Annotated in this window: 14 protein-coding genes; 8 read left to right on the forward strand and 6 right to left on the reverse strand. The window is 69.8% G+C overall.

All coding sequences use genetic code 11. From position 1 onward, the window contains the following. Nucleotides 1-7: 7 nt before the first annotated feature. Nucleotides 8-1,417, forward strand: a complete 1,410-nt coding sequence (locus ABD235_RS17390; RefSeq protein WP_344175222.1) for a lanthionine synthetase LanC family protein — start codon at nucleotides 8-10, stop codon at nucleotides 1,415-1,417. A gap of 792 nt (nucleotides 1,418-2,209) precedes the next feature. On the opposite strand, the gene ABD235_RS17395 is transcribed toward ABD235_RS17390, so the two are convergent. Beyond that, a complete protein-coding gene (locus ABD235_RS17395) occupies nucleotides 2,210-2,773 on the reverse strand; it encodes a hypothetical protein (RefSeq protein WP_344175223.1) in 564 nt (187 codons plus the stop codon). 133 nt (nucleotides 2,774-2,906) lie between these two features. On the opposite strand from ABD235_RS17395, the gene ABD235_RS17400 reads away from it, so the two are divergent. Together ABD235_RS17400 and ABD235_RS17405 are read left to right on the forward strand one after the other, a co-directional pair. Then, the gene (locus tag ABD235_RS17400; RefSeq protein ID WP_344175224.1) at nucleotides 2,907-3,359 is read left to right on the forward strand and encodes a hypothetical protein; all 453 of its coding nucleotides are present in this window, start codon (nucleotides 2,907-2,909) and stop codon (nucleotides 3,357-3,359) included. Nucleotides 3,360-3,362: 3 nt separating this feature from the next. Continuing rightward, nucleotides 3,363-3,923 (forward strand): hypothetical protein, encoded by a 561-nt coding sequence (locus ABD235_RS17405; protein WP_344175225.1) that lies wholly within the window; start codon nucleotides 3,363-3,365, stop codon nucleotides 3,921-3,923. 158 nt (nucleotides 3,924-4,081) lie between these two features. Here ABD235_RS17405 and pcrA read toward each other — a convergent pair whose 3' ends face one another. Next, the gene (pcrA, locus tag ABD235_RS17410) at nucleotides 4,082-6,415 is read right to left on the reverse strand and encodes a DNA helicase PcrA (RefSeq protein ID WP_344175226.1); all 2,334 of its coding nucleotides are present in this window, start codon (nucleotides 6,413-6,415) and stop codon (nucleotides 4,082-4,084) included. Nucleotides 6,416-6,640: 225 nt separating this feature from the next. Between pcrA and ABD235_RS17415 the strand changes: the two genes are divergently transcribed. The 3 genes from ABD235_RS17415 to ABD235_RS17425 all read left to right on the forward strand — a co-directional run bounded on the left by ABD235_RS17415 (nucleotide 6,641) and on the right by ABD235_RS17425 (nucleotide 8,679). Next, a complete protein-coding gene (locus ABD235_RS17415) occupies nucleotides 6,641-7,240 on the forward strand; it encodes a ClpP family protease (RefSeq protein ID WP_344175227.1) in 600 nt (199 codons plus the stop codon). After that, nucleotides 7,237-7,848, forward strand: coding sequence for a ClpP family protease (locus ABD235_RS17420; RefSeq protein WP_344175228.1), 612 nt, complete (start codon nucleotides 7,237-7,239; stop codon nucleotides 7,846-7,848). Before ABD235_RS17415 ends, ABD235_RS17420 begins: the two co-directional genes overlap by 4 nt. 105 nt (nucleotides 7,849-7,953) lie before the next feature. Then, on the forward strand, nucleotides 7,954-8,679 hold the full coding sequence (locus ABD235_RS17425) for a PIG-L deacetylase family protein (RefSeq protein ID WP_344175229.1): 726 nt from the start codon (nucleotides 7,954-7,956) through the stop codon (nucleotides 8,677-8,679). Nucleotides 8,680-8,687: 8 nt separating this feature from the next. Here ABD235_RS17425 and ABD235_RS17430 read toward each other — a convergent pair whose 3' ends face one another. Beyond that, entirely contained in the window at nucleotides 8,688-9,260 is a 573-nt protein-coding gene (locus tag ABD235_RS17430) for a TetR/AcrR family transcriptional regulator (protein ID WP_344175230.1), read from the reverse strand. Here ABD235_RS17430 and ABD235_RS17435 point away from each other — a divergent pair. Both ABD235_RS17435 and ABD235_RS17440 read left to right on the forward strand, forming a co-directional pair. Further along, nucleotides 9,238-10,002, forward strand: a complete 765-nt coding sequence (locus ABD235_RS17435; RefSeq protein WP_344175232.1) for an SDR family oxidoreductase — start codon at nucleotides 9,238-9,240, stop codon at nucleotides 10,000-10,002. The two genes, ABD235_RS17430 and ABD235_RS17435, sit on opposite strands and share 23 nt — an antisense overlap. A 95-nt stretch (nucleotides 10,003-10,097) precedes the next feature. Next, complete coding sequence (locus ABD235_RS17440) at nucleotides 10,098-10,859, forward strand: alpha/beta fold hydrolase (protein ID WP_344175233.1); 762 nt, start codon at nucleotides 10,098-10,100, stop codon at nucleotides 10,857-10,859. A gap of 72 nt (nucleotides 10,860-10,931) precedes the next feature. Here ABD235_RS17440 and ABD235_RS17445 read toward each other — a convergent pair whose 3' ends face one another. From ABD235_RS17445 to ABD235_RS17455, 3 genes are all read right to left on the reverse strand, one after another. Further along, a complete protein-coding gene (locus ABD235_RS17445) occupies nucleotides 10,932-12,254 on the reverse strand; it encodes a C1 family peptidase (protein WP_344175234.1) in 1,323 nt (440 codons plus the stop codon). 118 nt (nucleotides 12,255-12,372) lie between these two features. Next, nucleotides 12,373-12,726 (reverse strand): hypothetical protein, encoded by a 354-nt coding sequence (locus ABD235_RS17450; RefSeq protein WP_344175235.1) that lies wholly within the window; start codon nucleotides 12,724-12,726, stop codon nucleotides 12,373-12,375. A gap of 87 nt (nucleotides 12,727-12,813) precedes the next feature. Beyond that, on the reverse strand, nucleotides 12,814-13,425 hold the full coding sequence (locus tag ABD235_RS17455) for a hypothetical protein (RefSeq protein WP_344175236.1): 612 nt from the start codon (nucleotides 13,423-13,425) through the stop codon (nucleotides 12,814-12,816). Nucleotides 13,426-13,484: the final 59 nt, after the last annotated feature.

Below are 13,484 nucleotides of genomic sequence, written 5' to 3' on the forward strand. Positions count from 1 at the left end.
TGGGCCGGTGAGTAGCGCGGGTGCGACGTACCGGGACACGGCTGAGGCCGCCTGGCAGTGGACGCTCGGGCAGGTGCGGTGGGCGGACGACGGGCCGTGGATCCCGACCAGCGTGACCGGGGACGAGCCGCAGGTTCCGGACGACCGGGACGGGATGCACAGCGGGATCGCCGGGCTGGCGCACACGCTGGCGGAGATCCGGCTGAGTCGTCCCTGGACGGCTGCCGAGACCAAGCTGGGCGACGCGATCGCCGAGCGGCTGATCCGCGAGATCCCGGGCTGCTCCGACGTCACGTTCTTCGACGGGCTGGTCAGCACGATCGGCGCGCTGGTCGCGCTCGACCGGCTGGACGGCGTACGGGCTGCTGTCGTACGCCTGCAGGAGTTGGCCGCCGACGACGGATGGCCGCAGACGTTGATGGTCCCGCCGCGATTCGCGCCGGGTGCGCGGATCCACGACATGACACTCGGTACGGCGGGAGTGCTGCTCGGCGGCGTGTGGGCGGCCCGGCACGGCGTCGAAGGCGGCCGCGAACTCGCCGACCACGCGGCCGGGATCCTGCTCACCGAGATCGCCCTGGCCGGTGCCGAGGCCGAGGCGGAGGTCGGAGCCGGAGTTGACGCCGAGGCGAGGGCCGCGGTCGGCGCCGAGGTCGGGGCGATCGATGTCGGCTGGCCGTTCGTGCCTCGGCGGTTCCGGCCCGAGGCCGGTGCCGTGATGCCGAACCTGTCTCACGGGCTCGCCGGCGTCGCGGCCGCGCTCGCCTCCGCCGGCCTGTCGCTGGGCCGGCCCGAGTTGGTCGCCGCGGCCACGAAGGTCTCCGAGCAACTGGTCTCGCTCGGCGTGACGGACGGACGCGGCTTCATCGTCCAGCGGTACATCCCGACGGAGATCAACGACGAGGACGAGTTCACCTACACCTGGTGCCACGGCGCGTCGGGCACCTCGCTGGCCTTCGCGGCGCTGGACGCCGCGGGCGTCAAGTCGGTCGCCGGTACGGCGCCTGCGGACTGGCGTGCGCGCTGCCTGCACAGCGTCCGTACGTCGGGCCTGCCCGCGCGACTCCACCCCGGCTTCTGGGACAACGACGGCCGCTGCTGCGGTACCGCCGGCGTCGGCGACATCCTCCTCGACTCCTGGCACCGCACGGGATCCGCCGAAGACCTGGCCTTCGCGACGCTGCTCGCCGACACCCTCGTCGAGCACGCGTTCCACGAGGGCGGCACGTACTGGCGCTTCACCGAACACCGCAACGAAAACCCACTCCTCCCACCCGCCGTCGGCTGGATGCAGGGCGCCGCCGGCATCGCGGCGTACCTGCTGCACACGGCACGAGTGGTCGAGCAAGGCACCGCGGCCCAACCCCAGCAGCGCATGGACACCTGGTGGGCTGCCCCCGCCGACGCCCACCACTGACTAACCTCGCCAAAACCCACTTCCAGCGGCCTACCCACGCCTGCGGCCTCGGGCTCCGACGAGGTTGGACGGTGGTGCACGTCGGGCCCGCCGGCGGACAAGCCCCACCGCCCGTCGACCGGCCAGACCTGTACGCCGAACGCCCGGTCCCCGAGCTGCCGTCTCGCCTCGATCGGCACGGTCCGCCTCGCGCAGCAGATACCTGAAGATCTCGGCCGCGCTGCAACGCGAACACCTGGGGCGACGCGGCGAAGTACGAGTTCCTGGCCCGTCGAGAACCTCGGCGCGGACGTGCACCACTCAGCAAGCCCCGATCAACAGAGATCCGCCGACGGCACCCACGCCTGAACCAGCAGGTTCCGGCAAGGTTGGTGAGTGGTGGGGGTACATCGGCGGCAAGCAAGCAGGCGTTCCTGGACGTCGCCCCCAGCGGCAGCTCGGCGGACAGATGCCAACGAGGACGGTGCGCGCCGGGCGTCACGCTGGCAGGGTGCTCGGCGATCAGCTGCCCGCGCGCCTTGTGCAGGCGCGGCATCGTCGGCAACGGCTGACCGGTGCAGTGGCGACGCGGTCTGTGGCGCACCAGTACGGCACGTGTCACGGGCGCGGGGGCGGACGCGCGTCGCGGGCGGGGCGGGCGCCGCAGCCGGGCGGGCGCCGCCCGGGGCGGACGCGCGTCGCGGGCGGGGCGGGGCGCCGCAGCGGGGTGGACGCCGCGGACACGGGCGTCGCAGGTGCGGGGCCGGGCGGCCGCGGGCGGGCCGCCGTACCAACTGCTACTCGCCGTACGAACTACCGGCGCCAGACCTCGGCGGTCGTGAGGAATGCGGACGAGCCCGGGCGGTCGTGGGAACCGTCGACCTGGACGAAGCCTGGGACGGAGGCGCCGCCGATGGAGACCGTGGCGGAGCGGACGGGGGCGATCACCAGGCTCAGGCTGTGCATGCCGTCGGCGAGCTGGAAGTTGTCGGTGGCGAACAGCCTGCGGTCGAGTACGCCGCCCATCTCGATCTGGATGTCGGCGGCCTTGGCGCTGAGGCCGTCGGCGAGGTTCATGGAGACCTGGACGAGGTCGCGTTCGACGGCCGGCTCGTGCCACGGCAGGCCTTGGACCTCGAGGAACGAGCGGACGAAGTACCGTTCCAGCCAGGCGGCGAGGTCGACGTCCTCGGACACCACCCGGACGATCCCGTCGAACCACAGCACCACCGCCGTACCGGATCCGCGTACCGACCAGTCGACCATCCAGATCGACGCGTACGCGGTGACCTTGCCGTGCTCGTCGAACAGCCGCAGCCCAGGGTTGGCTCCCGCCAGGATGATCCGGCGGTTGGAGCTGTCAGCTGCCTTGGGCATGGGAGGACCTGTCGTCCGGGGAGGGCTGAAGACCCAGAGTGACCCACGGCAGGCTCACCGCGCAACGCGAACGCCTGATTCCTGACCCGCTTCGTGGGAAGATCGCCGTCTCCCGCCCCGAGGAAGGTCCCCGATGCCGTCAGACGGTCCCGCCCAGTGGACGACCACGCTCCGTGAGCACGGCCGCTTGGTGGTCGGGCCAGAGCGCACCCGGCTCGCCCTCAGCCTGGTCGTGTCCGGCGGGATCCTGCTGGTCAACGGCACTCGGACCATCGGTCACGTCTCCAGCGGCGCTTCCTGGGACTTCTTCGCCTACGTCCGTACGATCCTGGCGGTGGGCGCCGCGGTCGCGCTGGTGATGATCCTCAACAACCTGCGCACTCGCCGCTGGACTCTGGTTGTCGATTCCACCGGGCTCACCCTCGGCCGGCAGCGCGTCGCGTGGTCCGAGATCAGCAGCATCACGTCCGGCAAGGAACAGGTCACCGTGCACGGCACCGAAGACCTCCGCATCACCAACAGCACAGTCCGCGATCCGTCAGCGTTGGCCCTTTGGTTGACCACCGAGCTGGAGACCCACCGCTAGCTTTTGTACGACGAGCGCACGGCCGCGGACCTGCTCCCGCAGGACGAAGCGCCGCGCCCGCGGACCTGCTCGCGTGGGACGATCACCGCTTCCAGCCCCGAGGAGGTCCCGTCCATGCCGCCCGACGGCCCCACCGAGTGGACGAACACGCTCCGCGAGACCGGCCGCCTGGTCATCCGCGCCCGCCGGTTCCCCATCCTGATGCTCGTCGTCTGGTCCGGTCTCCTGCTGACCAACGGCATCAGCACCATCGACCGACTCACCGGCGCCCAGCCCTGGGGTGCCCTCGCGTACTTCCGCGCAACCTTCGCCGTCGTCGCCTTGGCCGTCGTGGTGGGCTACATGTACTACCTAATTTCCGGCGCCTGGACTCTGACCATCGACACCCAAGGCGTCACGATCGGCCGTCGTCACCTCGCCTGGCGCGACATCACCGAGATCACGTCCACCGAGCTGGCCGTCACCGTCCACGGCGACCCCCAACTCCGCATCACCGGCAACACCCTCAAGGACCCCAAGGCCTTCGCCCGCTGGCTGACCACGGAACTGGAAACCCACCGCTGACTCCAGTACGCCGAACCGCCGCGGCACGACCACCCTCCCGTCGGGCACGGCCTTCACCATCCTGGCCGGCGTCGTCCGCTGGAGGATCCGCTCGCGCGCCTTCCGGGCGACCTCGGGGTCGACCAGCACCCACTGGCCGCACCGGGTAGAACGGCCTATTAGATCTTCTCCACCGGCGCATACCTCAGCAGCAGCCGCTTCACGCCCTCGGATCCGAAGTCGATGTCCGCCTGGGCCTGCTGCCCTTCGCCGCGAACCACGACGACCGTGCCCATCCCGAAGCTGTCGTGGACCACCCGGTCGCCCGGGTTCAGGTTGATCACCGGCTTGTCCGACGCCGACGGCGTACGACGCGCAGGCTCGTACCGGCTCGGTATCCCGCCGCCAGCGCCGCCCGCGCGAGTTCCCGTGCCTGACCAGCGCGTGATCGCCGACTCGTCGCGGCGCCAGTCGAGGAGCTCCGACGGGATCTCCTCCAGGAATCGTGACGCCGGGTTGTGCTGCGGTGCCCCGAACGCGGAGCGCACCGCGGCGCGCGAGATCGCCAGCCGTTGCCGCGCACGCGTGATGCCGACGTACGCGAGCCGCCGTTCCTCCTCGAGCTCCTTCAGATCGGTCAGCGACCGCGAGTGCGGGAAGACGCCGTCCTCCATGCCGGTCAGGAACACGACCGGGAACTCCAGCCCCTTCGCCGTGTGCAGCGTCATCAGCGTGACCACGCCACCGTCGTCGTCGGCGTCCGGGATCTGATCGGCGTCCGCGACCAGCGCGACCCGCTCGAGGAACGCCTGCAGGTCCGACGGCTCGGCGGCCGCCGTACGCTCCTCGACGAACTCGCGCGCGACGGAGATGAACTCGTCCAGGTTCTCCAGGCGGGTCTCGTCCTGCGGGTCCGGCGATTTCTGCAGTTCCTCGTAGTACCCGCTGCGGTGCAGCGCTACGTCCAGGATGTCGTCCGGCGGCGCCCCCGAGTCGACCATCGCGGTCAGCTCGTCGAGGATGTCCACGAAGGCCTGTACGGCGTTGACCGAGCGCGACGCCATCGCCGGCGCGTCCTGCGCCCGCCGCATCGCCTGCGCGAACGAGATCCGGTCCCGCGCCGCCAGCGCCTCGATCGCCGCCTCGGCGCGGTCGCCGATGCCGCGCTTGGGCACGTTCATGATCCGGCGCAGCGAGACGGTGTCCTCGGGGTTGACCAGCACGCGCAGGTACGCGAGCGCGTCGCGGACCTCCTTGCGCTCGTAGAACCGGACGCCGCCGACCACCTTGTACGGGTGGCCGGTGCGGATGAACACTTCCTCGAACACCCGCGACTGCGCGTTGGTCCGGTAGAACACCGCGACGTCGGAGGGCTTCACCTTGTCGGCGTCGGCCAGCCGGTCGATCTCGTCAGCGACGAACTGCGCCTCGTCGTGCTCGTTGTCGGCGACGTACACGGCGATCTGCTCGCCCTGGCCCTGGTCGGACCACAGGTTCTTGGCCATCCGGCCCTCGTTGCGGCTGATCACCGAGTTCGCCGCGGTCAGGATGGTCTGGGTGGAACGGTAGTTCTGCTCCAGCAGGATGGTCTCGGCGCCGGCGAAGTCCTCCTCGAACGCGAGGATGTTGCGGATCGTGGCGCCGCGGAACGCGTAGATCGACTGGTCGGAGTCACCCACCACCATCAGCTCGGCCGGCGGCGCGCTCGGGCCGTTGCGGCCCGGCTCGTCCTCGCCGCAGATCTCGCGGATCAGCGTGTACTGCGCGTGGTTGGTGTCCTGGTACTCGTCGACGAGCACGTGACGGAACCGCCGGCGGTAGTACTCCCGGACCTCCGGGAAGGCTTGCAGCAGGTTGACCGTGGTCATCAGCAGGTCGTCGAAGTCCAGCGCGTTGGCCTGCGCGAGCCGCTCCTGGTAGATGCGGTAGCACTCGGCGTACTTCTCCTCCAGGTGGTTCTCGGCCTTGGCGGCGGCCGACTCGTGGTCGACCAGCTCGTTCTTCTGGGTGGAGATCCAGTTCAGGACGGCGCGCGGGTTGTACTGCTTGACGTCCAGGTCGAGCTCGCGGCAGACCAGCGTCATCAGCCGGCGCGAGTCGGTGGCGTCGTAGATCGAGAACGTCGAGCTGATCCCGAACCGCTTGATGTCCCGGCGCAGGATCCGCACGCAGGAGGAGTGGAACGTCGAGACCCACATCAGCTTCGCCCGCGGCCCGACGAGGTCGACCACGCGCTCCCGCATTTCCGCGGCCGCCTTGTTGGTGAACGTGATCGCCAGGATCGACCCCGGATGCGCGTCCCGCGCCCCCAGCAGGTACGCGATCCTTCTGGTCAGGACACGGGTCTTGCCCGACCCCGCGCCGGCCACCACCAGCAGCGGCTTCCCCGCGTGCACCACCGCAGCCCGCTGCTGAGGGTTCAGCCCCTCCAGCAACGCCTCAGGGTCGGCCTTACCCTTCCTGGGCGCGTCGAGCGGCACGGGAAGCTCATCAGGAGAAAACAGCGTAGTCATCGCCCACCAGGGTAGGCGCTGCCACAGACAGTTCTCGTACGCCGGTCACCCGTCCCCTTCCCCGGCCCGGGACCGACGCCTGAAAGTCCTCAGGCCCGCCCGCCCTCGGTCCCCACCGCCCAGGCAGTCCTCCGGGTCGCTCACGACGTTGGTGTTGGCTGAGAGCAGAGTTGCTGGGAGCAGAAAAGCTGGGGTACGGCGTACTGGCCCGGTCATGGTGGATGCATGGCTGATGAGAACAAGGCGCCGCTCTTCGGGGAGCAGGCTCGGTTGCAACTGTTGCGGCGGCGGGTCGTCGTACTGGATGGCGTGTTGAACGACGACAACGGGACGTTGCTCGCGACACAGATACTGACGTTGGCGGCGGAGGATCCCGAGACCGACATCGCGTTGTGGATCCACTCGCTCGGCGGGTCGGTGCCGTCGATGCTGGCGATCCGGGACGTGATGCGGCTGGTGCCGTGTGACGTGGCGACGGTGGCCCTCGGGCTCGCGTGCAGCGCGGGGCAGTTCCTGCTGTCGGCGGGGACCAAGGGGAAGCGGTACGCGCTGCCGCACGCCCGCGTGCTGATGCACCAGGGGTCGGCGGGGATCGGCGGGTCGGCGGTGGAGATCGAGATCCAGGCCAACGACCTGCGTCACATCCGCGACACCGTGCTCGGGCTGATCGCGGACGACACCGGGCAGCCGGTGGAGACCGTGTACGAGGACTCGCTGCACGACCACTGGTACACGGCGCGCGAAGCGATGGAGTTCGGCTTCATCGACCACCTGGTGGAGTCGTTCGACCAGGTCATGCCCCTGCGGACGGAGACGGCGCGATGAGCACCTACACGATTCCCAACGTGATCACCCAGAGCGCGCGCGGCGAGCGGATCATGGACGTCTACTCGCACCTGCTGTCCGAGCGCATCATCTACCTCGGCACCGGGATCGACGCCGGCGTCGCCAACGCGATGATCGCGCAACTGCTGCACCTGGAGGCCGACCGGCCCGAGCAGCCGATCAACCTCTACATCAACTGCGAGGGCGGCGACATGACCGCGATGCTCGCGATCTACGACACCATGCAGTACATCAGTTCGCCGGTCTCGACCTTCTGCATCGGCCAGGCGATCGCCGCCGGCGCCGTCCTGCTCGCGGCCGGCGAACCGGGTCAGCGCGCGGTGGTGCCGCACGCGCGCGTCGTACTGCACCAGCCGGCCGCCCGCGGTCAGGGCACGATCCCCGACCTGATCCTGCAGGCCGACGAGGTGGTTCGCGTGCGGGCGGAGGTCGAGGAGATCCTCGCCACGCACACCGGCCAGTCGATCGAGCAGCTCCGCCACGACACCGATCGGGATCACGTGCTGCGGGCCGAGGCGGCGCGCGACTACGGCATCGTCGACACGGTCATCCAGCACCGGCGCGCGCTGGCGACGTTCGCGAGCTAGCAGGCCGTACGGCGGCCGGCTGCTTGTACGGCGGCCGGTCGCCGTACGCCGGTACGCCGTACAGCACCCTGCCGTGGGTGCTTGAAGGTTCACTAAGCTGGCGACGTGAGCGTACCCGCGGCAAATCCCCGTCCGGACCACGAGATCGAGCGTGTGCTGGTGATCGCCGCGCACCCGGACGACATCGACTTCGCCGCGGCCGGCACCGTCGCGACCTGGACGAAGGCCGGGATCGAGGTGCACTACTGCCTGGTCACCGACGGCCAGGCCGGCGGCTTCGAGCCGGACCGGAACCGCGCCGAGATGCCCGCCGTACGCCGGGCCGAGCAGACCGCCGCAGCCGCGCACGTCGGGGTGGACCAGCTGCACTTCCTCGGGTACGCCGACGGCGAGGTCGAGCCGACCCTCGCACTCGTCCGCGACATCGTCCGCGTCACCCGGCAGGTGCGGCCGCAGCGCCTGGTCAGTTCCTCACCCGAGCGCAACTGGTCCAAGCTCCCGGTCTCACACCCGGACCACCTGGCGACCGGCGAGGCGACGGTCCGCGCGTTCTTCCCCGCGATCGGCAACCCGTACGCGTTCCCCGAGCTCGACGAGCCGGCCTGGGACGTCGACGAACTGTGGATGATGGAACACCCCGAGACCAACCACCACGTCGACATCACCGACGTCATGGACCAGAAACTCGCCGCCATCGAGTCCCACCACAGCCAGCACCGAGACCCCACCCACCTGCTCGCCCGAGTCCGCGACCTCCTGGCCCACAACGCCACCCAGGCAGGCCTCCCCGAAAACCACTACGCCGAACTCTTCACCGTCATCCGGCTCTAGCGCGGGAGTCAGTCGGCGGACAGCCGATCGACGACGGCGGCGGTTGCGGCTACTACCGCGGCACGGTGGGCCGCCTGGCGGGCTGCTGGGTCGGACACGCCCGCTGCGCGGAGGGCGGGGGCGGTGGTGGTCCAGGCCGTGCAGAGGCCGACGACGAGGATGAAGATGTCCATCGCTCGGGTCTCGGACAGGGCCGCCGGTGAGGCGGCGGCGATGGCTTTGGCCTTGGCTTCGTGGGACTCGATCTCGGCGGGGGTGACGTCGGCGCGTTCCAGCCAGGCCCATTGGGTCAGGCGGAGGATGTCGGGGTTGTCCTGGAGGGCGTCGAACAGCGCGCCGGCGTACGCCGGGAGGTCGTCGGGGGTGAAAGGGGCGGCATCGGCAAGGCTGCTCATGCGGACCGCGAGCATCGCGTCGAACAGGCCGTCCTTGGAGCCGAAGTAAACGTAGATCGCCTGCTTGTTCGCGCGCGCCTCGGCCGCGATCCGGTCGACGCGCGCGCCGGCCAGCCCGCGGGCGGAGAACTCGTCGTACGCCGCGTCGAGCAGGCGGGCGCGCGTGGCGGCGGAGTCGTACGGCACCGCGCGCAAGCCCGAGCGCCTCGCCGAACTGGCGAACCAGTACGGCGAACAGCTGTGGACCGCCGAGCTCGACGTCACCGACGTACCGCAACTGCGCGCGGTCGTCGATCGCGTGTTCGCCGAACTCGGGCGGATCGACGTGGTCGTGTCGAACGCCGGCTACGGGACGTTCGGGGCCGCCGAGGAGTTCACCGACGCGCAGATCCAGGCGCAAATCGCGACCAACCTGGTCGCGCCGATCCAGCTGACGCGCGCCGTACTGCCGCACTTACGGGGCCAGGGCAACGGCCGGATCGTGCAGCTGTCGAGCGCCGGCGGGCAGGTCACGTTCGCGGGCGGCAACCTCTACCACGCGACGAAGTGGGGTGTCGAAGGCTTCTTCGAGGCGCTGGTCGGCGAGCTCGCGCCGTTGGGCATCGGTGTGACGCTGGTCGAGCCGGGCATCTCCCGGACCGGATTCGGTGCGTCGCTCGACATCGCGCCGGCGATGGAGGCGTACGCCGGTACGCCGATCGGCCAGGCGCGGCCGGCGATGGAGGCGCCCGGCGGCATCACTGCGAACGGTCCTGGTGATCCGGACAAGATCGCCGACGCGATCATCGCGTCGGTCGGTGTCGAGCCTGCGCCGAGGCGGATCACGCTGGGGAGCGATGCGTACGAGTGGGTCCACGCCGGGCTCACGGCGCGATTGCAGGAACTGGAGTCGGCGAAAGAGCTGGCTCACTCCACTGACCTGAACTGAAGGCAGGGCGGCGCAGGCAAGTGCCGCCGTGCTCTTCGCCACAGGCCTCGGCTAAAGCGTTTGCGGCTGGGTGCCGCAGCCCCGAAGCTCCTCGCATGACGATTCATCATGTGGTGGCGGGCGACGGGCCCGCGGTGTTGCTGGTGCACGCCGGGGTGGCGGACTCGCGGATGTGGGGGCCGCAGGTTGAGGATTTGGGGCGGGATCACCGGGTGATCACCGTGGATCTGCGCGGGTACGGCGAGACGCCGCTGGCCGCGGGGGCGGCGTACTCGGATGCCGGGGATCTGTTGGAGGTGCTCGACGTACTGCAGAAGCAGGGCGCGATCGGCGAGCAGGTGGCTGTGGTTGGCGCGTCGTACGGCGGGAACGTGGTGCTGCAGGCGGTGAGTCGGGCGCCTGAGCGGTTCAGTCGGGTCGTGCTGCTGGCGCCGCCGGTGGACGGGGTGGAGCCGACGGCTGACCTTCGTACCTTGTGGGGCGAGGAGAACGCGCTGCTGGAGAAGGGCGATGTCGACGGGGCGACCGCTGTCAACGTGCGCACCTGGCTCGGGCCGGACGGCGACGACGCTGCTCGTGAGCTGCTGTTCGCGATGCAGAAGAACGCGTTCGAGGTGCAGCTCGCGGCCGGCGACGTGGAGAACGAGGAGTACGAGGTCACGCCGGACAAGCTCACGATGCCGGTGCGGCTGTACGTCGGGGCGCACGATCTCGAGTTCTTCAGGACCGGCGCGGCACACCTGGCGAGTCAGCTGCCGGACGTCGAGCTCACCGAGCTGGACTGGGCCGGGCACCTGCCGACGATGGAGCGCCGCGAGGAAGGCGTCGCTCTCGTCCGCGAGGCCCTCACCAAGTAACAGCAACAGGCCCCGGACCACAGAGGTCCGGGGCCTGAAAAGCCGTACCCATCAACGCCCAGCAGCAGAAAGTCAGTCCGCGAGCGCGCCCATCGGGTCCCACGCGGGCAGCACGATCGGCTCCTCGTCGAACGCCGCGAGCAGCTCGGCCGGCAGCGCCGACCGCCGTACGGCGATCTCGAAGACGTGCTCGCCGAACCACGAGTCGTTCATCGTCCAGAAGCCGTTGTCGGCCTTCTCGTCGCCCCAGCTGTTCTCGACGCGCCAGCGCCGCGGCTTGCCGTCGACCAGGTCGACGCCGGTGAACAGCATCGCGTGCGTCATCAGCGTCTCGTGGTGCAGCAGCCGCTCGGCCTTGTCCAGCGTGAACGACGTGTCGTACACGGCCTCGTAGTCGTACAGCGCGGCGTCCCAGTAGCCGAGGTCGGCCGACATCTGCTTGCCGACGTCGCAGCCGAACCAGACCGGCTCGCCGCCAACGATCGCGTCCTGGGCCAGCTGCTTCATCAGGTCCATCTCGACGTTCAGGTAGACCACCGGCGGCGCGTCGATCACGTTGCCGAGGTAGTCGACGGTGAAGGTCTTGCCGGTCGGGCTGGACTCGCGGGGGTCGTGCACGATGCAGACGTAGTCGTCGACCGGCAGCGTCACGTACGACGCCGCGAACTCGGCCGGGGTGGTCCAGCCGTCGCGGTGGAAGGCCTTGTCGCTGTCCTTCCACTGCCACAGGAACTTCTGCGGCGGCGTCCCGAGGTGGATGCTCAGCACCCGGTGGATCGTGGTCAGCAGCTCACGCTTGGTGGCGCGCTGGGCCTCGACGTCGTCGAGCTTGCGCAGGTCGCGCGCGCCCTGGCGGAGCAGCTTGCGCAGGGTGTCGTTGAGCTGGGCGGTCGCCGACGAGCTCTCGGTCTCGGGCATCGCGGTCTTCGGCACCAGGCCGTGCTTGCGGACCAGCGCGACGAACATGTTCCACTGGCCGCCGTCGCCGATCGGGTCCGACAGCAGGTGTGCGACCGTGCGGTCGTCGACGTGCCGGTCGGTGGTCTCGATCACCGCTTCGAGGAAGAAGTTGGCCCGCTCGAACTTGTCCCAGAACAGCAGGTAGTTCTGCGAGAACTCGAAGTCCTTCACGCCGAGCTTCTCGGCGGCGCCGGCCCGGAGCAGGTTCAGGCCCGCGAACAGCCAGCAGCGGCCGCTCTTCTTCTGGTTCGTCACCTTCCAGTCGTCCAGCAGGTTCGACACCGAGTGGTCGATCGAGGTGACGACCTGGCGATCCAGGGCGATCTTGGCGACCGGCGTTTCCGTGACGGCGTTCTGCATCACCCGGTACTGCGGGTTCGACGCGAACTCCTTCTCGAAGAGCGCCAGCTGTTCGGCAGTGAGATTCCGCTCCATAACCATCGACGGTATCTCAGCCCCGAAGAGGTCCGCGCGCCCGCCGGGGTGGCGCATGTGTGCCCTGTCCGGAATCCGCCAGCGCCGTCCCACGACGTGGTACGGCGACCCGCGGAACTCAGTGCCAGAAGACCGCGATGACCGCGTTCAGGAGGGTGAGGGCGCCGATGGTCATCAGCATGCCGCGGGTGATCGCCGGGCGGCGGCGCCAGAGGAACAGCAGGACGGTGATGACCAGGACGACGACGAGCTTGACCGCGATCTTGGTGTTGTCGACGGTGAAGTCGTCGTCCTTGACGCCGGAGGCGAGGCCGACCAGGAGGATGCCGGTGACGAGCTGGGTCAGGGCGCCGTGCAGCATCGCGTTGTTGACGACCGGCTCCTTGGTCTTCAGCTGGGTGAAGAACCCGCCGAAGAGCGCGGCGAAGCCGACCAGGTGCAGCAGCGTGAGCACGTCGTGCAGGAAGTCCATGCCCACACCCTATTGATGCCTGCCCGAGCCGGTACGACGTACGCGCCGCCGGTACGGCGTGACCTCAGCCGCCCGTACGGCGGTGAGTCAGGGCGTCAGGAAGCGCCGCGGGTCGCCGGATGCGCTGGCCGACGATGCCAGCCAGGCGTTGAAGCCGACAGGGTCGCGGCGTTCGAGCTCGTCGAGGTACAGCTGGCGGAGTCGCACCAGCGGGAGGGCCGCCGGTGAGGGAGCTGCCCGGAGATGCTGGCCGGTGGTGATCCAGGCAGTGCACAGCTCGGAGGTGGTCAGCTGCCCGATCCGCTCGACGTCGTCCTTCGGGGGACGGTCCACCGCGGAGGACCTCCAGCCGAAGCGTTCCAGCAAGGCGGCGACCCGGCGTACGACAGGCGGTGAGGTCAGGCCCACCAGGATGGCGATCAGCAGCCCCGCCGACCCGAGGAACGAGCAGAGGCCGCCCACGGCCACCAGCGCGAGCGCGAGCAGGAAGCCGTCCCGGACCGACCGGGACAGGCGGGATCTCCGCCCGCCGGCTGCTTGGTCCTGGCCTTCCCGGGCGCACCACAGCACCACCGCTGCCACCCAGCCGCCGACGAGCGGCAGGCCGAGCAACGCCGACGGCGACCACAGCACGCCCGCCGCGACCAACCCGAACAGCCCGACGGCCGCCGCCAGACATCTCCAGACCAGAAGTCCCATCACCGACCGCCTCCCGCCTCGGCTGACTGAGCTTCGGCGGTACCCCGATCGCTGCCGGA

The organism is Kribbella lupini, from assembly GCF_039529595.1.
Taxonomy (GTDB): domain Bacteria; phylum Actinomycetota; class Actinomycetes; order Propionibacteriales; family Kribbellaceae; genus Kribbella; species Kribbella lupini.